18 protein-coding genes are annotated in these 22,153 nt (G+C 40.8%); 3 read left to right on the top strand and 15 right to left on the bottom strand.

The features are described from left to right. The 10 genes from KQI58_RS10065 to glpO all read right to left on the bottom strand — a co-directional run. Positions 1–912, bottom strand: a 912-nt coding sequence (locus KQI58_RS10065) for an IS91 family transposase (protein ID WP_216408810.1), incomplete at its 3' end; no start/stop codon positions are given. A gap of 160 nt (positions 913–1,072) precedes the next feature. Beyond that, a complete protein-coding gene (locus tag KQI58_RS10070; protein WP_216408812.1) occupies positions 1,073–2,287 on the bottom strand; it encodes an MFS transporter in 1,215 nt (404 codons plus the stop codon). Positions 2,288–2,290: 3 nt separating this feature from the next. Continuing rightward, complete coding sequence (locus KQI58_RS10075; RefSeq protein ID WP_216408814.1) at positions 2,291–3,466, bottom strand: M20 metallopeptidase family protein; 1,176 nt, start codon at positions 3,464–3,466, stop codon at positions 2,291–2,293. A 158-nt stretch (positions 3,467–3,624) separates the two neighbouring features. After that, entirely contained in the window at positions 3,625–3,993 is a 369-nt protein-coding gene (dhaM, locus tag KQI58_RS10080) for a dihydroxyacetone kinase phosphoryl donor subunit DhaM (RefSeq protein WP_216408816.1), read from the bottom strand. Beyond that, positions 3,986–4,564 (bottom strand): dihydroxyacetone kinase subunit DhaL, encoded by a 579-nt coding sequence (gene dhaL / locus KQI58_RS10085; RefSeq protein ID WP_216408817.1) that lies wholly within the window; start codon positions 4,562–4,564, stop codon positions 3,986–3,988. Before dhaL ends, dhaM begins: the two co-directional genes overlap by 8 nt. 186 nt (positions 4,565–4,750) lie before the next feature. After that, positions 4,751–5,734: a dihydroxyacetone kinase subunit DhaK gene (gene dhaK, locus KQI58_RS10090; RefSeq protein ID WP_216408819.1), complete on the bottom strand. Its 984-nt coding sequence runs from the start codon at positions 5,732–5,734 to the stop codon at positions 4,751–4,753. A gap of 47 nt (positions 5,735–5,781) precedes the next feature. Next, complete coding sequence (locus tag KQI58_RS10095) at positions 5,782–6,309, bottom strand: GNAT family N-acetyltransferase (protein ID WP_216408822.1); 528 nt, start codon at positions 6,307–6,309, stop codon at positions 5,782–5,784. A gap of 62 nt (positions 6,310–6,371) precedes the next feature. After that, complete coding sequence (locus KQI58_RS10100) at positions 6,372–7,094, bottom strand: MIP/aquaporin family protein (protein ID WP_216408823.1); 723 nt, start codon at positions 7,092–7,094, stop codon at positions 6,372–6,374. 97 nt (positions 7,095–7,191) lie between these two features. Continuing rightward, positions 7,192–8,700 carry a glycerol kinase GlpK gene (gene glpK / locus KQI58_RS10105; protein ID WP_216408825.1) on the bottom strand — a complete coding sequence of 503 codons (1,509 nt, stop codon included), beginning with the start codon at positions 8,698–8,700 and terminating at the stop codon, positions 7,192–7,194. Positions 8,701–8,719: 19 nt separating this feature from the next. Further along, positions 8,720–10,531: a type 1 glycerol-3-phosphate oxidase gene (gene glpO, locus KQI58_RS10110; protein ID WP_216408827.1), complete on the bottom strand. Its 1,812-nt coding sequence runs from the start codon at positions 10,529–10,531 to the stop codon at positions 8,720–8,722. A 348-nt stretch (positions 10,532–10,879) separates the two neighbouring features. Between glpO and KQI58_RS10115 the strand changes: the two genes are divergently transcribed. From KQI58_RS10115 to KQI58_RS10125, 3 genes are read left to right on the top strand one after another with little or no spacing between them, the layout of a single operon-like run. Further along, a complete protein-coding gene (locus tag KQI58_RS10115) occupies positions 10,880–11,563 on the top strand; it encodes a response regulator transcription factor (protein WP_216408828.1) in 684 nt (227 codons plus the stop codon). After that, the gene (locus KQI58_RS10120; protein WP_216408831.1) at positions 11,560–12,996 is read left to right on the top strand and encodes a sensor histidine kinase; all 1,437 of its coding nucleotides are present in this window, start codon (positions 11,560–11,562) and stop codon (positions 12,994–12,996) included. The genes KQI58_RS10115 and KQI58_RS10120 overlap by 4 nt, the downstream gene beginning before the upstream one ends. A 57-nt stretch (positions 12,997–13,053) precedes the next feature. Beyond that, positions 13,054–13,653 carry a hypothetical protein gene (locus tag KQI58_RS10125; protein WP_216408832.1) on the top strand — a complete coding sequence of 200 codons (600 nt, stop codon included), beginning with the start codon at positions 13,054–13,056 and terminating at the stop codon, positions 13,651–13,653. Positions 13,654–13,706: 53 nt separating this feature from the next. Here KQI58_RS10125 and KQI58_RS10130 read toward each other — a convergent pair whose 3' ends face one another. The 5 genes from KQI58_RS10130 to KQI58_RS10150 form a co-directional block, all read right to left on the bottom strand. Continuing rightward, positions 13,707–15,503 (bottom strand): heavy metal translocating P-type ATPase, encoded by a 1,797-nt coding sequence (locus KQI58_RS10130; RefSeq protein WP_216408834.1) that lies wholly within the window; start codon positions 15,501–15,503, stop codon positions 13,707–13,709. A 360-nt stretch (positions 15,504–15,863) separates the two neighbouring features. Next, positions 15,864–18,047, bottom strand: a complete 2,184-nt coding sequence (locus tag KQI58_RS10135) for a C39 family peptidase (RefSeq protein WP_216408836.1) — start codon at positions 18,045–18,047, stop codon at positions 15,864–15,866. 241 nt (positions 18,048–18,288) lie between these two features. Continuing rightward, the gene (locus KQI58_RS10140) at positions 18,289–18,978 is read right to left on the bottom strand and encodes a response regulator transcription factor (RefSeq protein WP_216408838.1); all 690 of its coding nucleotides are present in this window, start codon (positions 18,976–18,978) and stop codon (positions 18,289–18,291) included. A 9-nt stretch (positions 18,979–18,987) separates the two neighbouring features. Continuing rightward, the gene (locus KQI58_RS10145) at positions 18,988–21,549 is read right to left on the bottom strand and encodes a sensor histidine kinase (RefSeq protein ID WP_216408841.1); all 2,562 of its coding nucleotides are present in this window, start codon (positions 21,547–21,549) and stop codon (positions 18,988–18,990) included. Positions 21,550–21,614: 65 nt separating this feature from the next. Beyond that, positions 21,615–22,145, bottom strand: coding sequence for a potassium-transporting ATPase subunit C (locus KQI58_RS10150; protein ID WP_216408843.1), 531 nt, complete (start codon positions 22,143–22,145; stop codon positions 21,615–21,617). Positions 22,146–22,153 lie beyond the last annotated feature (8 nt).

Consider the following 22,153-nt stretch of genomic DNA (forward strand, 5'->3'; position numbering starts at 1 on the left):
TTTGAACTGGTTCTCTGGAATATGACGAATCAGTGCACCAATAAATTCCTCTACCGACATCGTCTTTATCTTATCCGTGTTAGTTCGTTTATCATGATACTGAAACATCACTATTTTCCCATCGTACAAAAGGATACGATTTAAAGCAATGGGACCACGTTTCATATAACGACTGATATATTCTAATATCTTTTTGAGAGAAGTTCGGCTCCTTTTGGGTGCATGCACGTAAAAACCCTCTGCATTTTTCGTGTACGCCGCTTGTAAAAGTGGCTGGACTCGTGCCTTATCCCATTGGGATAAGGTTCTTCGAATGAGCTTTAGGACCGCATTCTGCCAATATTTCCTCAACATTGCGAACGGAAAATAGTCATAGTCCTTCCATTTTCCATCTGTCGTCAGTCCACCCATGGTGACGACTAAATGAACATGCGGATTGTATTCTAGCTGAGAACCGAAGGTGTGGAGTGTTGCCACAACCCCAGCTTGTATATGGTGCTTTCTAAAAAAATCTAATAGTATCCGTGCAGCTTCGTCCATTAATCCTTTTAAAAGCTCCTTACGATACTTCTCCTTCAGAAAAATCTCACGTAAACCTTCATCGATCGTGAAGATGACGTGTCGATGCGTCACTGTAAACAGATCATTCGCCGCAACCTCTGCCCACCGTTGACTTTCCCCAGTTGCACAAGTTGGACAAAATTTCCCTTTACAACGAAAAGCCACTTTCTTTACATCATGGCATCCTTCACAGACAAATAGACGATAACCTTTTTTAAGGTCACCACAATCGCGAAACTTCTTCACTTCTCTTTTCACAACGGATCGAATCCTTCTCGTGTACCTTTGATTGAATTTCTCCCAGTTTTGATATTCATCAAAGAAAATGGCGTGTAAAATATTGGGTTTCATCTCTCTAGTTTAATAGGAAAAAGACCAGATGAAAAGCGGTCAAAAGATTGATGTATCAATCCTTTGACCGCTTAAAATGTTATACTTCCTTTAATGTTAAAAAAACAGCAAATCATCAAAATACGATGATTTGCTGTTTTTAACTACAATAGCATGCTCTCTATTTTTGTTTTTCTAACTCTCCTATTTGTTGCTTACTATCTCTTGTTTGAATAACCAGTGAAACTCCTCCTGCCAAAACAAAGACTAGCGCAATAAAAGTAAAGGCTCCGCCATATGACCCGCTGGTATTCACTAACCAACCGATAATCATTGGCGCGAAAAAGCCGCCAGAAACCCCAATTGCATTGATAATTGAATACTTGGTCGAAACTTCCCGTTCAGCAAACAGCTTCACTGGCAAGCTCATTAAAGTAGCAAAGCCTACACTTGCTGCCGCTACTGCCACCGCCAAAAAGAGCATACTTAACAATAATGAGTGGCTTTTCGATAATAGGAAGGCGACTATTCCACCCAATGCGGAAGCAACGAAAATCACCAGTTTTTCACGATCCTTAAAATAGCGACTGATCATCGAACCTGCGAACATTGCACTGAGCATCATGACTAACCCAATCAATGCACTCATCATCGCCATTTTATTCATCGTCAAACTGAATTCGTCTACCAAATAGGAAGCAATCCATCCTGTCATCCCATAGACCGCCGCATTGATGAAAAATGCCGCTAAAACCATAATCCAAACATTTCGATCCTTGATCACTTCAAAGAAAGAGATATTGGCTTGATTCGCAGAAACGATCGGCTTTCCAGTCGTTTTAGGAATACCTCGAATCATTAAGAAACCAATCAACAGCACGATCCCACCATAAATGAAGTACGTCATCTTCCAGCCAACCAATGTTAGCAATAGTGCAACTAGCAAAGGTCCGACAATCCCTGCAAAGCCTGAGGAAGCGATCATGGACGATTGCACGGAGCCCCGTTTTTCAGGTTCAACTTCTTTTGTGACAAACGCGCTGACTGCCGAAGGATAACCGGCATGAGCAAATGAGCCCGCCATAAAACGAACTAACAGCAAATAAATAAGTGAAAAGCCGAATCCTAAACAAATCATCAATACACCAATTAGTAAAATCGCAAAAATCATGATTTTACGGCTGCCTAGACGATTGCCTAAAAAGCCAAAGGGAATTTGAAACAGGGTATAGCCCAAGAAAAAAGCACTTAAAATCAATCCTTTTTGTCCTGCATCAATTCCTAAATCCTGTGCGATTGGGATGACTGATAAGCTAATGATGTTCTTGTCCAAATATACACAGGTATATCCGAGAAATATTAGGATTAATGATCGATTAATCTTGTTATTTCCCATAAACTAAACACTTTCTAAATAGGCTAATGCAGCTTCAACATAGACATTTGAGCCAAATTCCAAAATGGATTCATCCAAAACAATCTTCGGATTGTGCAGCATTAATTCTGTATCAGCAGCCGTAATAAACATCGTCGTCGTGGGAATTCGATGACTGATTTCACCAAAATCTTCACTTCCCATCATTGGGACTGCCAATGGTGCTTCTTGAAGAACATTCGAAGGAAAAACTCTTTCTAGTCCTTCTTTGACCATTCCTGTCACTGTTTGGTCAATTTCATTGCTACAACAGCCGTTAGTAAAATCAATGGTTACCTTCGCGCCAAAGGCTTGACCAATAGATGCTGAAATCTCGACCATTCGTTTCTTAATTTGCTGGCGAACCTCCTCTTTCAAAGTACGCAGTGTTCCTTTCATATATGCGGAACTTGGAATTACATTTGATGAACCAGGTGTTCCACCGACAAACTCACCGATTGTTAAAACAAAGCGCTCAGCTGAACTGATTTCACGAGCAGAAAGGGTCTGTAATGCCTCATAAATTTTAGTCGCGACGTTGATCGGATCAATTGAAACTTCCGGCATCGAACCATGACTGCCAACACCCTCAATCTTGATTTCGAACCAATCGGCGCTAGCCATAAACGTACCAGCAGGTGCGACAAATACATTTTTTAATGGTAAATCCTTGAAAGGAAAGACGTGGATCATCGCTCCTGCATCGACCTTAGGATTCTCCAGTATTCCTGCGTCTAAGCAATCCTTTGCCCCTTGCAAAATCTCTTCGCCTGGTTGGAATAGAAGCTTCACTACTCCCGGCAGTTCCTTTTCACGTTCTTTCAAAAGCTTGGCCGCCCCTAATAACATGGTTGTATGAATGTCATGGCCACAGGCGTGCATTGCGCCATTTTCAGAACGAAACTCCAAATCGGTATCTTCTACAAGTGGAAGCGCATCCATATCGCCGCGCAATAAAAAGACTCTCTCTCCTTGACCAACCGTACAGGTAACACCCATTTTACCGCAACTTTGAGGCTTATAGCCATACTCCACCAATTTCTGCCAAACAAAATCCTTGGTGGCTGGCAGTTCCATTCCCACCTCTGGATTTCGGTGAAGGTGTCTGCGAATCTCTACTAATTCTGTTTGCAACGTTGTTTCTTTGATCATTTCCATCATGATTCCCCCTTTGAGAAAAATGATAGCACAACATAGGAAAAAGTAATTTTTTTCTTTTTAAAAGTCATTAAACAAAAACAGTGTTTTTTCAGTTTCAGTGATATTTTAAATAAAAAAAGAGAAGTCAATTTCGATTGACTCCTCGATGTTTCATTCTTTTATTTTACTTTTAATGCAGCTAATTGCTGTTCAATATCCTCTTCGCCAACATCTGCCGCTAATAATGCACAAGCAGTATAGGCACTTTCAACCATGGCCGTATCGAACAATGTCACTTTTTTATCTGTCATTTCGATGGCCATTTCTAGGTTCATTTTGGCACTGCCTAAATCATAAAAAGCTAGCAATTCATTTGCTGAATTCTCTTCGATTGCCTGTGAGATTCGCTCCATCGATGTACCTATACCGCCATCTTCCAATCCTCCAGCAGTTGTGATTGGGACATCTTTAGCTACTTCGCCGATCAGACGTTTCAAGCCTTCAGGAATTTCTTTTGTATGAGAAACTAATACAACACCTCTACTCACTGAAAACACCTGCCTCAATCATTGACTCAAAGAAATAAGCGGATGACATCGCCCCTGGATCGATATGACCGATCGAACGCTCTCCAACGTATGAGGCACGCCCTTTAGTTGCCTTGATGTTTTTCGTTTGTTCAACGAGAATTTCCAACGTAGCCGAGTTTAGAGTACCGTTATTTAAATTGTCTACTGCCGGTCCCCACAAATCTAACATTGTTTTTTCACCGACAGTTGAATTACCACGTTTCATAATACCGGCAATCGCTGCTCTTAATAAAATTTCTGGATCATTCGACTCTTTGCTGGCTTTCATCATTTCCATCATCGCTGTGCCATAGAGAGGGCCGGAAGCTCCACCAACTTTGCTGATCAACGCCATTGCGGTTGCTTTAAAGATGTCTGGCAAATCGCCAGACAAGTCTGCAGCCATTACCGCATCCATGCCTCGGGCCATATTATTTCCATGGTCACCATCACCGATTGGTGTATCCAGCTCACTCAAATAGTCTTTCTTGATTTGAATTTTTTCATTGAATAATTCTAGTGTTTTTCGCAAATTTTCTGGTGTAAACATAATGGGCCTCCTTATTCGTAAAAACCTACTAACTTTCCTTTAGAAAAATTAGTTGCATTTCTATGCCAGGCATCCTCCAGTAATTTTTTTTACTTTTGAAAAAACTGGCAGTCTTGAATACTCTTTTGTTCAGCTTGTGATCATTATAAATCAACCAGCTTAATTTTTTTAATATAAACCTCTTTTTTACCAAGCAATTGTATGAACAGGTTCATTCAATAAGCGTAACCGCTCGTCATCTAGCTTGATCATCGTGATCGATGCGCCTGCCATTTCAAGGGAAGTCATGTAATTTCCGACTTTATTGAAGGTAAGCTCAATCCCTTCATCAGCAAGGATCGCTTTTGCATCGTTAAACAAAATGAATAGCTCCATCAATGGAGTAGCTCCCATCCCGTTGACGAATAAGCCATATTTATCGCCGGATTTCCAATCGAATTCTCCTTTGATCTTTCCAATGATCTCTTCTGCGATTTCTTTTGATCCTTTGATTTTTTCACGACGATAGCCTGGTTCACCATGAATTCCTACACCAAATTCCATTTCATCTTCAGCTAATACAAATCCAGGCTTGCCAACTTCTGGAACCGTTGCACCCGATAAGGCGATCCCAACAGTTTTGATATCTTTGACTAACTCTTTCCCGTAGCTGGCTAACTCAGCTACAGATTTTCCTTCACGAGCCATACCACCGATAATTTTATGCACTAAGACTGTCCCAGCAACACCACGACGTCCTTGTGTATAGGTACTATCTTCTACAGCAATATCATCGTCTACTAAAACAGAATCAACTTCGATGCCATCCATTTCAGCCAAATCTTTTGCCATATCGAAATTCATCACATCGCCTGAATAGTTTTTGACGATCATTAATGTACCTTTTCCTTTATCGGTTGCTTTGATTGCTTCGTGTATTTGATCTGGCGTTGGCGAAGTGAAGACCTGCCCACAAACCGCCGCACTTAGCATGCCGTCTCCGACAAAACCTGCATGTGAAGGCTCATGGCCGCTTCCGCCGCCGCTGACTAGCGCTACTTGATCATAATCATCACTTCGAGCCACTACAAGCGTTTCAGGAACCTGTTTGACATAGTCAGGATAAGCGCCAACTAATCCGCTTACCATTTCTTCCACGACATTCTTTGGATCATTGATAATTTTTTTCACTTGCTCTTCCTCCTTGTAAATAAAAATAACCTTTATCCTTTATACTCTTATGTCCAATCTTCTTTAAGCAGCCCGTAGATAAGTGTATCCTGCCAAAGCGGCGTGCCGTCTTGTTGCTTACTGAAATAAATATTTTTTCTCAGATGTCCCTCTTTAATGAATCCCAATTTTTCTAATAATTTCCAGGAAGACTGATTTTCAGGATGACACTCCGCAAAAATCCGATGCGCTCCTTGTGCGAAAACTTGGTCAATCATTGTGAAAGCTGCTTCATACGCATAGCCTTGATGTTGAAAATCATAGTGAAAAACAAATCCTAATTCCCAACTGGCTTCCACTACCTCCTCAAGATAAATGTTCCCAATCACTTTATCGTCAAGACAGACTGCCCAAAACTCGTCAGATTCGCTATGACTTTTTACTATTTCCTTACTCTGCTGCTGATTAATCGGTCCGTAAGGTTCATATTTCACTACGCGTTCATCTGACAGGTACTCCCACAAATCCAGCCAATCCCTAGGCATAAATTTCCTAATTATTAGTCGTTTTGTTTTTATACTCTTCGTCTTTTTCATACCATTTTATCCTAAAATTAAAGCATACTAGGGTAATAGAAAATTCTATTACCCCATAAAATTTACATTGGTAAAATCATAAATAGCAATGCAGCTAAAATTCCACCGATGATTGGCCCAACGATAGGAACCAAGGCATAGCCCCAATCAGAGCCTCCCTTATTTGGAATCGGCAGAAACGCATGGGCAATTCGCGGACCAAGATCTCGAGCTGGATTGATCGCATAACCCGTTGTCCCGCCAAGCGAAAGTCCAATAACTAAGATCAAGATACCCACCGCGATTGGATTTAATCCATCACCAAACTTGCTCATTCCAAAAGCTAATAAAGCAAAAACCAGCATGAAGGTCCCGATGATCTCACTAATCAAGTTGGCGCCTAAACTACGAATCGCCGGTCCGGTTGCGAATACACCTAAAATCGTCGCTTGATCTTTGGTTTCTTTCCAATGCGGATAGTAATGAATGTATACCAAAACCGCACCAATAATAGCACCGATCATTTGTCCTAAAATATATGGGACAACCATATCCCAGCCAATTTTCCCAGCAATCGCCATACCGATCGTTACGGCAGGATTCAAATGTGCAAATGACATATAGCCTGCTGCATAAGCGCCAATTGTTACAGCGGCACCCCATCCGAGCGTGATGGCGATCCAACCAGCTCCTTCAGCCTTCGTTTTACGCAGACATACTCCAGCTACAACACCATCTCCCAATAATACTAAGACCATCGTTCCAATAATTTCTCCAATTACCTGCGTTGACATACTCGTGTCCATAAACTCATCCCCTTTAAATTTTTGTTACTATATCAGCTGCCCAGTAAATTTTTTCTCTCATAAAAATTTAGTTGCGCTGTGCAGCTGATTTAATCACTTATTTTTCTTTAGGTTGATGTTTATATTGCATCGTCGCTTGAACTGCTTCTTGCCAGCCTGCGTAAAGATCATCTGTCACGTCTTGATCCATCGCTGGTTCGTAGCGTTGACCATCAGCAGCAAATTTCTTAATGTCATCAATATCTTTCCAATAACCGACCGCTAAACCTGCCAGATAAGCCACACCTAGCGCTGTTGTTTCCAGATATGGTGCACGTTCTACTGGTGTTTGCAGAATATCTGCTTGGAATTGCAGCAATAGATCATTTTTCGATGCGCCGCCATCCACACGCAATAATTTAATATCCGTACCAGAATCTTTATTCATTGTTTTCACAACGTCTGCTGTTTGATAGGCTAATGATTCTAAGGTTGCACGGATGAAATGTTCTTTGGTTGTTCCACGAGTTAATCCAAAGATCGCACCACGTGCTTGCTGATCCCAATAAGGTGCGCCAAGTCCAGTAAATGCTGGAACTACGTAAACATTTTCACTACTATCAACTCGTTTTGCATAGTCTTCAGATTGCGGAGCTTTTGTAAACATTCGTAAACCATCACGCAACCACTGGATCGCAGAACCAGCAACGAACACACTACCTTCTAAGGCGTAAGTTACTTTGCCATCAATACCATAACCGATCGTCGTCAATAATCCGCTTTCAGAAAGAATTGGTTCTTCCCCTGTATTCATCACGATGAAGGCGCCGGTTCCATAGGTATTCTTAACCATCCCTTTATCAAAGGCCAACTGTCCGACTAAAGCTGCTTGCTGATCCCCAGCCATACCTGCAATTGGAACCTTGTTGCCATAGAAATGGTAATCAGCCGTATATCCATAAATTTCTGAGTTAGATTTTACTTCCGGCAGGATTTCTTTCGGAATCTCTAACAAGTCTAAAATTTCTTGATCCCATTTCAGGTCATAGATGTTATACATCATTGTCCGGCTAGCATTGGTATAATCAGAAACATGAACTTCCCCGCCTGTTAATTTCCAAACGAGCCAAGTATCGATTGTTCCAAATAGCAACTCACCATTTCTTGCCCGTTCACGTGAGCCTTCAACATGATCCAAGATCCATTTCACTTTGGTTGCAGAGAAATAAGAATCAATTAATAAGCCTGTTTTCTTTTGAATCATTTCAGAGTGTCCTTGCTCTTTTAACTCATCTGCAATGTCGCTCGTTTGCTTCGATTGCCAGACAATCGCGTTATAAATTGGATGTCCTGTATCTTTTTCCCAAATGACCGTTGTTTCACGTTGATTGGTGATCCCGATCCCTTCGATTTGATCGGGTTTTAAACCGCCTTCAATTAATGAACCTGCAATAACTGATTGAACCGAGTTCCAAATCTCATTCGCATCATGTTCTACCCAGCCCGGTTTTGGAAAATGCTGTGTGAATTCTTTCTGTGAAGAACTTACTTCCTTCCCTGCTTTGTCGAAAACGATTGCCCTGCTTGACGTTGTTCCTTGATCGATTGACATGATATAAGACTCCATGTTCCCACTCCTTTTTATATTATATTTGGTGCTTTTTTAAATCCGTTAATTGAGTTTCCTTGATCTGTTGATCTAATTCTGATTGATACGCTTTTTTTGTCGCAGCGTTCCAATCGAAGTAATCAGCCATAGCATCAACGACAGCGTCTTTGATTTCCATTAAACGATGGCTGATAAACAGCATATAATTCGTTCGGCGTAATAAGTAATCCACTGGTGTTAGTGTCATCTCTTCTTCCATTGCATAACGTAATGACATTGATTCTGCCAAAGAAAGCCCTTTAAAGCTTCCTTGCTCCTGAAGTGCGAAGACTTTTTCTGCATTCGAACCATATAGTTCAGCAATAAATTTCGCATCTTCAGCACTTAAGCCTTGATCTTCGCCTTTTTTAGCAATAGCCTCTAAGGCTTCATCGACATTTTTCGGATCGAGTTCTCCGCCGGATACGGGATAATTTTCTGAGTCCACAAGTTTAAACTGACTGTCAGATAATAGTTCAATAATTTTCTTCATCGCTCCTGTGGCCATTAAACGGTAGTCTGTTAGCTTGCCACCGGATAAAATCAATAACCCATCGTCAGCAATCGTCAAATCACTGCCGCGAGAAACGGCTGAAGGATTGTCCTTCGGCTCTTCCTTTGCCGCATCGGTGATTGTTTTTTCGACTTCCGGCCGAGATTGTTTACCATTGACATAATCTTCAGCCGCGTTAATAATTCTTTCGAAATTTTCATCACTGATTTTTTCTTTGGTTGTACCATTATAATCGCCGCCAGCTTCACTAATTAATGGTCGTAATCCCGCCCAAGCAGCCTCAATATCTTCAATTGTTAGGTTCACCTCAGGGTAGCGATGGTTAACAATTTTCAACAAATAATCAACATCTGCCTGTTCGACAGTTGGATGATTGAAATCCCCTTGGTAATCCGTATCGGTCGTACCGAAATACGTTTTGTTTTCTCTTGGAATGACAAAAACCATCCGTCCATCATTTTCTCCAGTGTCAAAATAAGTCGGCTGCGGCACTTTAAGCTTCTCGCCATCGACAACTAAATGCACACCTTTCGTTGGTCGCATATAGGATTTGTGATCAATTTTTTTATCAAGCTTATTAACCAAATCTGACCACGGTCCAGTTGTATTGATCACCAGCTTACTATTAACAGTAATTGTTTTGTCTGTTAACACATCTTTGGCTTTTACTCCTGAAACTTTTCCTTGATCATCGTGAATAATTTCTTCGACCTTCATTCGGCTGACTGCAATCGCACCATCGGCAACGGCTCGTTTAATATTCTCGATTACTAAACGAGCATCATTGTTGCGATAATCCAAATAAACGCCCCCACCTAGTAAGCCATCTGATGCCAGCTGAGGTTCCCGTTCTAAAATTTCTTCCTTACTCAACATGTAGTTCGCGTATTTGCCGCCTGTGATGCCAGCTAAATGATCATAAAGATCCATGGCTACCTTAACGGAAAATAGATTAAAGGTAGAGCCTGGTTCATCAAAAATCGGTAAAATCATTGGGTCCGCTTTCGGAATATGCGGAGCAACTCCTTGAATAATCGCACGTTCGCTAACTGTATCAGCGACTACCTCGACGTCAAAGGTTTTGAGATAACGGAGGCCTCCATGAACAAGCTTGGTCGACCGAGAGGACGTCCCTTCAGCAAAATCTTGCATTTCCAGTAACGCCACAGATAACCCTGAAGCAGCTGCCTGCAGTGCAACTCCGGCTCCTGTAATCCCACCACCAATAATTACTAAATCAAACTCACCCTCCTTTAATTGTTGTATCATTTGGTTCCGCTCTTTAAAAGAAAACATGCTTTACACCTCACCCTTATTCATGTAATATTTTTCTTCAAAATGGCGATTAATCATTACAGAATCAGTGTATCACAACAAAAAACGCTTTCAAAAGATTTGAATCGCAAGAAACCTGATCACCCATTCCTCCTACTTTTACAGTTTGGTCGATTGATACAGAAACGTAAAAAATTGATTAGTATTTTGTTATTCTTGATTCGTTCAAAGAATCATCGATGATCTCTCAACCAATACCTTCTTGTACCTCCCTTTTATGATACCATGCAAAGAAACTACTTTCGTTCTTTATTTTTGCTCTCTTTCTAAGATATAATTGCGGTAAATGCAGAATAACGGGGGATTTGTATGAAAATTTTGATTATTGAAGATAATGAACAAATCGTTGATGTCCTGACGCGTTATTTGAAAAAGGCGGAATATGAGACCGCTGTGATCCACGACGGCAAAGAAGCACTCCCCTACTTCGAAAAACATCCAGTTGATTTCGTTCTTTTGGATATTATGCTGCCAAATGTCGACGGTTTTACAATCTGCCAGCAAATTCGCGAAAAATCAACGGTTCCGATCATTATGATCACCGCCAAATCAGAGGATGCTGATCGGATCTTGGGCCTGGAGGTCGGTGCGGATGATTATATCATCAAGCCCTTTTCACCCAAAGAAGTCCTATCACGAATCAGAGCGATTCTGCGACGCATCCATTTTGAAAAAGAACCGACGAGCAATCAATTGTCTCTGGGGTCTCTCGGTTTATTCCTAGAAAAACGGCAAGCAATCGTTAATGAGCAAGAAATCAAATTGACGAAAAAAGAATTTGAATTATTGGTCCTTTTCGCAAAATATCCGAATAAAGTGTTTACTCGTGATAATTTGCTGGATGCTGTCTGGGGCTATGACTACTATGGTGACAGCCGAACCGTCGACAGCCATATCAAGCGGTTAAGAGCAAAATTGAAGAAAGCTGGCATTGCCGATTGTCAGATTGAAACCGTTTGGGGTGAAGGTTATCGAATCGAGGTTCGTTCATGAAAAAAATCACGACTCGTCTGATCCAGCAATTTGTCGGTTTATTGTTGATTTTTGCTACCATGATTGCTCTTTTCTTTGGTGTGTTGTTTGCCAAGCAGACTGAGGATTTACATCAAGAAGAAATGACCCATCGCAGTCAACTGATTAGTGAAACCTTAACGGATTATTTCAGCTCCGGTACGGAAATGGGACAAAGCGGCGGCATGGGTGGATACGGCGCCTTTTTACGCTTCCTCAATCAAATCGCAGGTGAAGAGGTTTGGGTTCTAGATACACAAATGAACCCGATCATTTCCTCTCATCACGATAGTCCTAGTAAACAGACTGATCCGCCAAATGAAGCGAAAAAGCTCGTCACCGCTACCTTCGATGCGGAAAAAATTCAGGTGGCAAAAAAACGAAATCTGTTTCAGTTACAAGAATTAACAATTGCAACGCCTGTTATGGCCAATGATTCCGTTGCGGCTGTAGTCCTGATGCGTTCAAAGGTCGATGTCATTCATCAAAACCAAATATCCGGCTACTTGATGCTTCTGCTGAGTCTTGTTGGTGCTGTGATCATTGCAAGTTTTCTAGCTTGGCGTTTATCCAAACGATTCGTCAAACCAATCGAAATGATGCAAGGATACGTAAACGAACTGGCAAATGAAAACTACGAAGAGACTTTAGCGATCCAAACAAAGGACGAACTACAGCAATTAGGCGATCAGTTGACTTTGTTGAGCCAACGACTGGCAGAGGCCCGCTCAGCCCGTGACCGCAAAGAGCAATCAGAAAAAGATTTTCTATCGCAAATCTCCCACGAACTTCGGACTCCCGTCATGGTGATCAAAAGCTCGCTAGAAGCCATTACTGACGACTATTTGAGTACACGGGAAGAAAAAGATTATTTACTACAGTTATTAAAAGAAAGCACTGATTTGGAACGACTGATCAACGATTTACTGGAACTAAGCAGATTGCAATCAACTGAATTTCATCTGCAGAAGGAACTTGTTGATCCATTGGATTGTGTCAATGATGCCCTACGCAGCTATCGGTTAGTCTTGAAGGAAAAAGACCAAGAAATCCATTTAGAAAACCAATTGAATAATCCGCAAATGATCCATGCCGACTATCTGCGGATTACTCAAGTTATTAAAATTTTGCTTGATAACGCAACAAAATATGCACCGGGACATTCAACAATCACTGTTCAAATAGCAGCAAGAACGGCTATGCTGGAAATTGTTGTAAGTAACGAATGGCACGATCCGATTAGAAATCCCGAGCAATTATTTGAATCCTTTCAGCGACAGAACCGTACTAATATCAATGGAACCGGTCTGGGGTTAGCCATTGCTAAGCAGGTCATTCGGCGTCATGAAGGACAAATCACGGCAGAGGTAGATGGAAAACAATTTTTGGTCAAAATTTTATTGCCTTCTTCATAATTGTCATACTTTTGCCACATTCTCCTCCTATACTACAGTTGAAGGAGGAGATTACTCATGATGAGTCATAAAAGGAAATTGGTATCAGCTTCAATATTGTTTATTGGTATCATGAGCTTCAACACGTTAAAAGCGGATGCCGCCATAACAGATCAAAATGTTCAGAATCTGCGCTACTGTACGATTAATAACATTTATAAAACGACAAGAACAGATTGCCTTTTGCGTCAAGATCATATTCTCAATCGTTTAGATGCGGACGGGGCTACTAGACCACAAAATGGTAAACAAGACGGTACTGGATCAGGACGCACTGATCGACCAAGAATCTCTGATTGTCCAAATTATTCAACCAAACAAATACAAGCGACCCCTGAACAAACTTCTGAACCAGCTGCAACAGCTCACGATACGCAGCCACAGGATGGTACTGGCAATCAATACGGCCAGCAAAATAATTATGATGCAGCGCAAACAACAACTAGTGCGAATCAACAAGCCACTCAAGCACAGCAAGTCCAACAACAGCAAGTTCGTCAGCATCAGCAATATACAAATCAAACGCCACAAACCAACTCACCAGCTCAACAGCAAAAACGTATCCATCATAGCAATACACAACCACAGTCTAGCGGATATCACGGCCGTCATCATTAAAAAAACCAGCAAAATTTCAGAGTGAAATTTTGCTGGTTTCTTCTATTATATATTCACCGATCTTTTCTCGCCCGCAAAGCCGATAAAATCGAAACAGTGTCGATCACTTCCTGTAAAGCAGCTCCCAGTAACGCCGGGATCACACCAGTACTTGCGATCAACATCAAAACCACACAGATCACGATTCCGATCAGCACGGATTGGCGCGCGATCCGCATCGTGTCTTGAGACAAGCGAACGGCTGCTGAAACTCGACTTAAATCATCCTTCAATATTACTGCATCAGCACTCTCACTGGCGGCGGTCGAGCCATGTGCACCCATCGCTATTCCAATATCCGCAACTGCAAGCGCCGGTGCATCATTAACCCCGTCGCCTACCATAATTCCCGGGCGATCCGTATCACTCAAAGTCTTAATCACATTGATTTTTTCCTCTGGCAAGCATTCTGCGTGAACATCAGCGATTCCCACTTCGTCCGCGATTTGCTTGGCAATGGATTCATGGTCACCCGTCAGCATAATCGTCTTTGTAATGCCGAGTTGATTTAACTCCTGAATCGTTTCCGCTGATTCTTTGCGAACAATATCAGTAAACGTAATGTAGCCAATATAGCGATCATCGATTGAGATATAAACTGCCGTTTTCTCGCTATTCAGCTGAGCAGTCGTCCCAGCGAATGAAGCTTTTCCGACACGAATGTTTTTACCTTTAACGGTTGCCTGTATTCCTTGACCGGTGACTTCCTCTAAGTTCGTTACTGGTAACAGAGAAAGCTTTTCTTCTTTTGCATAAGCAACTAAAGAACGAGCTAAAATGTGGCTAGATTCCTGTTCCCCGCTAGCCGCGTATGTCATAAGCTCTTCCTTAGAGAAGCTTTCCGAAGTTACATGAATCTCTTCAACAGATAGCTTTCCTTCTGTTAAGGTCCCGGTTTTATCAAAAGCGATACTCTTCGCCCTCGCCAACTTTTCAATTGTCGTACCTGTTTTCACCACAATTCCGTTTCGACTCGAGCGACTCATCCCGGCGACTAAAGCTACCGGTGCAGCTAAAATTAAAGGACAAGGGGAAGCCACTACTAGCACTTCTGCGAAACGAACTGGGTCTTTTGACACAAACCAGGCAACTCCGCCAATAATATATGCAATAAGAGTAAAAGGAACTGCATAACGATCCGCCAATCGGACAAAATGAGCAGGCTTAGCTTCAGATTCCTTGACTAATTTTACCAATGTTTGATATTGGCTATCTTTTGCAGCTTTTGTAACTTTGAAGCGTAATGCTGCATCGCCGTTGATCGAGCCTGACATCAGCTCGTCATTCAGTTCTTTTTCGACTGGCTTGGATTCACCTGTTAATGAAGATTCGTCAACAAAAGATTCCCCAGCGATAACTCGACCATCGACTGGGACCAATTCGCCAGGTTTAACTAAAATCGTGTCGCCAACTTGAACATCCTCTACTTCTATATCGGCTACTTCTTCTCCGGTGACGCGATGAGCAATCTGCGGCGAATTATCTAAGAGAGAGCGTAACTCACGACTTGCTTGATGACTCGCATAATCCTCTAAACTGTCCCCGCCTGTCAACATAATCAATACCATCAAGCTTGCCCAATACTCTCCCACCAATAAGGTAGCGATAATAGCTGTGATAGCTAAAATATCAACCCCATATTTCCCAGAACGAAGCGTTTTAACCATACCAATCAACATAGTAATCGCCATGATTCCTCCAACAATGGCAACCAGCCAAAAAGCGAGTCGCTTTTGATGAAATCCAAATTCCAGAATCAACGCGACAATTCCAATCATTACGGTTAACAAAAATTTCCTTGCATTACTCATACCTTTACGCCTCCATCTAACTTCAATATCAGATTAGCACCCTAATCTACTAATTGAAAATAGAAACATCTAAATGATAATAATAATCATTAACATTCAATGAAAGGGGGTTCTATTTTAGAATTACTATAATTAATTCCCCTTGGAATTAGTCATTTTACTGCATTACCCATAATCTAAAATTATTATTCTCTGCAGACGCACGAAGATGTTATTCATAATCAGACTTTCAAAATGAAAAAGCAATGGCGAATTGGCTAGTGAAATTGGGTTTAGTTTACATAAAGAAGGCAATGGTTGTACTAGCAGTTATGACAGCTAGCACACCATTGCCTTCTTGTAGTCTAAGTTAATTAATAATTATCCTCTTATCGCCACTGCATAGTGTTTCAGGTTATAAATCTTTTCAAAACTTCCTTTATTTACCCAGTATTTCCCGCTGACTGGATCAGAAACATGGTACTTGCCTGCTCTCTCATCATACCCGTCCAGGGTCATCACATGAGCATTGTCAATTCCCACACCAAAGAAATAACGATGGTATACAGGGTCCTTGAAACCACTTGTAACGTAAACAACAATGGGATTTCCATTTGCCATTTCGCTTTTCAAAGAAGTAACTGTCGCTCCTGAAATATCCACAACATTTCCATATTTTTTACCCCATGCGGCTAAAGGTTTAGGGTAGATTGATTGATAAATTCCATAAATTGATTTGTATGGACTTCCCGCAAATCCCTTATTAGGATTGTTTGAAGGATCAATCGGCATTACTTTTATAAAACTTTGCAAATTATAGTTTTTAGCTTTTCCTTTATAATGTAAACCTTGAAGTAAAGATGCCGCCTCACAACCGTATGGAGCACCTGCCTTGTATTGATCGTAAAAAGGAACATTTAATAAAACCTTACCATTTCTAAATGCATTAGATGTTCCCCCTGGTGCCGCTTGTCCTTTAGGTACAAGCGCAATTTGAATGGCCTCTAATCGTTTGGCATAACCAGAAGTTCCCGCCGACTGACCATTTTTCGCCCAGCCCATCCAACCAAACGTTTCAGCATGAACATGGTAATATATGTCAAAATAAGTGGCTAACTCTCCTGTCAATTTGATTTGGATTGCTTCTAATCGTTTTGCCTGACCTGTAGTCCCAGAAATTTGACCGGCTTGTCGATAGCTTGATTCCCATCCAATATTAGAAATGTGCGTGCGATATTGAACAGTTCCCGATAGACCAGACGCATTCAGTTTCATTTGAATCGCCTCTAATCGTTTCGCCTGGCCCGTTGTACCACTAGTACTTTTTTCATTTTTATATCCTTGCCAACCATAGGTCTGAACATGAGTCTGATAGCTCAGTACTGGTTTCGCTAAATGTGGACGGCTGGTGCTTCCTGGAGCTGCTTGACCTTTAGGTACTATCTTAATTTGAATTCCCTCTAAGCGATACGCAAATCCGGTCGTTCCAGAAGAATCACCATCTTTTGCCCAGTCCATCCAGCCAAGATTTTGTGCATGGACACGATAATATACATCAAAATATTGGTTTAACGAGGATGCTAATCGAATTTGAATTGCTTCAAGGCGCTTAGCCTGACCGGATGTACCTGAGATCTGGTTATTGCTTTTGAAATTTGATTCCCAACCAATGTTCTGAATATGTGTTTTATACTCAATTTGATTTCCTGATAGATTACTGAAAGAAACTTTGATAGCTTCAAGTCGTTTCGCTTGGCCTGTTGTCCCACTCGTTTGTCCGTCTTGCTTTGCGCTTTGCCATCCGATCGATTGAACATGAGTGGAATAACTGATTTTCGGTTTTTCAATATAAGCTAGCCCGCTACCTGATGGCTTCGTTTCATTTTTTTCAACTAACATCACTTGAAATGCTTCTATTGGGTACGCACAACCTGAACTGCCCGCTATTTCTCCATCTGTAGTCCAATTCAGCCAGCCAAAAGCTTTAACCTTAGCGCGGTAATAAATTTGATGCGTTTTTGCCAGCTCGCCTTTAAGTGACACTCGAAAAGCTTCTACACGCTTTCCGGCTTTACCTGAAGTTTCACCATCCTTCTTAACTATTGTCTCCCAACCACTTCCTTCAATATGCGAACTATATTCGATCCAACTGTCTTCCGGTATATCATTGGACTTTATTTGTATGGCCTCTATTTGCTGATTTTGTTTTTCTGTACCGCTTACTGCGCCATTCTTTTGATACGCTTGCCAGCCAGTACCATTAAGGTAACTACGATAATCAATCGAAAGTGGACCATTTTTTTGTTGTCTATTGATTTCTTGACTACTAGAGCTTTCTTCTGAGGATACACTTTGGGTTAAGTCTGAAGATTCAATTGTACTATTAGTCTCGCTTGTTATCCTGCTATTTTCAGTTTCATTAGGGATGCTCTCAGATTCCATTAGACTTTCTGCAGATTGAATAGTTTCAGAAGTGCTGTTAGCAGACAGATTTTCTGCTAACACGCTGTTCCCATCAAAAATAAAAAGCAACGTTAATAACACCAACACTTTTACTCTTTTCATTTTATAATCTCCATTCTTCTAAATCAAAACATATAGCAAATGATTTAATCACTTTTATCAAAGAAATTATACATTATTTTCTCATATTTTACTAATTAACCTGTATATAATTTTAGAATGAGATCAAGCACAGTTGATTTATTTTCTTTAACGCTTATAAACACAAACAGGAACTTCCAATGATAAGCAATAAATGATCATCAGATAGTTCCTTCATTTGTTTTGTTAAAATTCAAAAATTCTATTCTGATCGATGATCACGCAAACGATAGCCCACGCCAATTTCAGTAATCAAATATTCTGGTTTCAACGTCTCCTTCTCAATTTTTTTTCGAATATTAGACATATTCACTCGTAATGTTTGGGAGTCGTCACTATAGGGGCCCCAGACTTCTGTCATCAGGGTTTGGTAGGTAACAACTTTGCCTAACTGTCGAAACATCAAGGCTAAAATACGATACTCATTTTTAGTTAAATGTATTTCCTGGTCGTTCTTATAAACTAATTGTTTCTCAAAATCGATCTTTAACGCCTTATTTTCGATAATCGCTGTTGCTTCGGTTTGAACATTTTGATGGCGTAAAGCGGTTCGAATGCGGGCCAACAGTTCATTTGTGCCAAATGGCTTTGTCACATAGTCATCAGCGCCTAAATCCAAGGCCTTTACTTTTTCCTCCTCGTTGCTTCGAGCAGAAATAATAATGATTGGCAAATGAATTCGCTTCCGCAGAATTTTTAGTAAATCAATGCCATCAATATCCGGCAACCCTAAATCTAGTAAGACTAAATCAATGGAAGTTGTTTGAAACGCAGTTAATGCTTCCATTCCTGTACTGGCAATCGTTAACTGATAACGTTCTTGGTCTAAGACAACCTCCATAAAATCTGTGATGTTCGGATCATCTTCAATCAGTAAAATAGTCGCTTTCATAAAAATTCCTCACTTCAAATAAATTCTAACTCGCGTCTTGCCTTCACCAACCATCATTTCCATCTTTCCATTGTGGGCATGGATGATTGTTTTTACGATACTCAAACCAATTCCCAGCCCATTTTTTGAATCCACCGGTACTTCGTTTGTGCTGGATAAATTCGTCTGGATTTTCTCAAATTGTTTTAAGGGAATCTCCCCATCATTCTCGATCTCGAAGATCGTCTGATCTCTTTTTTGATAAACAGTTAGTTTTACTGATTGATTTTTTTCTCCATGTCGAAAGGCATTTTCAATAATATTGAACAACGCTTGTTCAATTAAAATAGGATCCACTTGGATAAAAGTTACTTCAGCTGGTAAAGAAATCTCGATCTGTCCATCCGGATAGACCTTTTTTAAATGCTGATAGACCGCTTCAACTATTTCTTCTACCGGTTCAGCTGTTTTGTTCACTTTCATCGTATCCATATTGATACGAGTGATAGATAATAGATTTTCCACCATTCGGATCAGCCACTGAGATTCATCTTGAATATCCTTTAGTAACTTTTGACGCGTAGTCTCTTTTAAGTCGGCGCTATTGCCTAACGTTTCAGCAATGCCAGAAATAACAGTCAAAGGTGTTCGAAGATCATGAGAGACTGCCCGTAAAAGGTTGCTGCGGACTTTTTCTCTTTCATTTTCCATTTCGATCTGCTCTTTTTCATTCTTTAATTCTGTTTGCTCTAAAATAACAGCAAGTTGAGTCAAAACTAACTTTAAATAATTGAGCTGATTGTTTTCTAAATCAAGTCCGGCATTACGCTCAATCCCTAATACCGCCAATGTTTTTCCGCTTGCGATGATGGGTAAATAAAATCCTTTAGCCCCAATCAGCGTATCGGTGCCATTGCCTGCTTCCTTTTGATTTTTAGCCGTCCAGAAAGCAACAGCGGCTTCGTCTTTGGTACTTAAAATCGACGGTTTTCCACTAATACAATGAACACTTTCTACCTTTGCCTGAGAATCAAACAAGATTACTTCACGTTCCAGTAATCTAGATAAATAAGTCGCTGAAATGTCGAGAAGTTGATTACGATTGTCGGCCAAAACGTACTGTTTATTCAGTTCGTAAAGCAGTTCCATTTGATGTTCCTTTTCCATTGAACTTTCTGCTTGTTTTTTTAAACGAACCATTAAATTACTAATTAGGATCGCGACTAAACACATGATCAGCAAGGTGATTGGATATCCTTGCTTGTAGACAGTCAAGGAATACAAAGGCTCCACGAAAAACCAGTTAAAGGACAAAACACTTAAAATCGACGCAAGTGAACTCCAAAAATAACCAGATGTAGTTCTTGCAACCAATAAAATGAAAAAGATATAAATCAACATCAGGTTTTGATCACCAATATGGATATACTGCATCAATTCAGTTACGATCGTTGCCAAGAAGACTCCTCCTAGCGCGATCAACAAATCTTTCCCGCCACCTTCTATGACCTTACGTGTTCTAAGAAAGAGGGATTGCTTCTCCTCCTTAAAGGGAATCAAATGGAGCTCCGTGTCATTTAAACGTTTCAATAAGCGATCATCAAATGCCTCAACGAAAATTTTTTCATACCAAGGCTGACGGAGATTTTTTCCCATAATGATATCTGTGACACCCGTCATTTTTGCGAATTCGACGATTGTTTCAAAGCTATTATCCTCTTCAATACTAATTACTTCAGCACCCAGCTTTTCTGCTAAGGGTATATTAGTGGGCGTATTTTCCTGAGTACGGACCTGAATGACTGTCCATTCTGCTCCTAAACCTTGCGCTAAACGCGCGGTCCAACGAATCGATTTTTCCGTCATTTTAGGAAAAGCATCATTCACCACCGTTAGCAATTTGCTTTGAATCCTAATTGTTTTAGCACTGATTCGATTAATATGGTCAGAAGCACGTTGTATTGCCAGTCCCCGCAACTGATCTAGCTTTTGAGGAATGAAAAAATTTTGCAAAGCTCGCTTCGCACTTTCACTGGCATAAATTTTCCCCTGCTCTAAACGATCAATCAGCTCATCTGGCTCCACATCAACCACCTTGATAGTTGCTTGCTGCAAAAACGTATCTGGTACAGTTTCTTTGACCTCAACGCCAGTGACCTCCTCAACAATATCATTCAAGCTCTCAATATGCTGAACATTGACAGTTGTAAAGACATCGATTCCAGCGTTTAGCAACTCGTCTACATCCTGATATCGTTTACGGTTTCTTGATCCTTCAGCGTTTGTATGTGCCAGCTCATCAATTAAAACAATCTCTGGCCTTTGTTGGATGATATGATCGATATCCGGTTCCGTTAAAAGCATTTGCTTATAAAGAATTTTTTTAGGTGGGATTTGCGGCAGCCCTTTCAATAAGCGATTCGTATCTGGTCGATCATGGGGTTCGATATAACCAACGACAATATCTTTTCCCATCAGCAACAATTCATGGGCTTCCGAAAGCATACTATAGGTTTTACCGACTCCCGCCGCAAAACCAAAAAACACGCGCAAACGTCCGCGACGTCCATCTCCCATTTGCTTTTTCTCCATTTTTCCCCTCCTTTCTATGCACAACAATTCTCTAACCACCTAGATAGTTAGAGAATCCATTCCAATTATACATCAAGTTTATCTAATGCTAGGTTTAACTGCAAAACATTGACATATTGTCGATCAGAAAACCAATCCTTTTGTACTTTTTCCTGGATGACCTTTTGAATCACTCGTTTAGACAGTCCACGTTCATTAGCGATACGAGATACTTGAAATTCAGCTGCCTTCAAGCTGATATCCGGATCAACACCACTAGCAGAGGCTGTGATAAGATCGTTGGGAACCTTTTCCTCCGCTGGATTTTTCGCTAATTCCGCTTGGGTACGTTTTTCAACTAATTGTTTTTGTTCATTAGAAACTGGCGACAATTGACTCACCTGCTGACTGCGTCCTGAAAAATATTTATCCTGTTCAAAAGGTTGTCCAATCAAGGTTGAACCAACTACCTGATTATCCTTCATTAGTTGGCTGCCATTCGCTTGATTGGAAAATAACAATTGGCCCACGCCAGTAACCACTACCGTATAGAATCCGCCGAAAACAATTAAGCTAAAGATCAGAAATCGTACACTACCTAAAATACTTTTTTTCATTATCCCTG

The sequence above is a fragment of the Enterococcus raffinosus genome (assembly GCF_018917525.1).
In the GTDB taxonomy this organism is placed as follows: Bacteria; Bacillota; Bacilli; order Lactobacillales; family Enterococcaceae; genus Enterococcus_A; species Enterococcus_A raffinosus_A.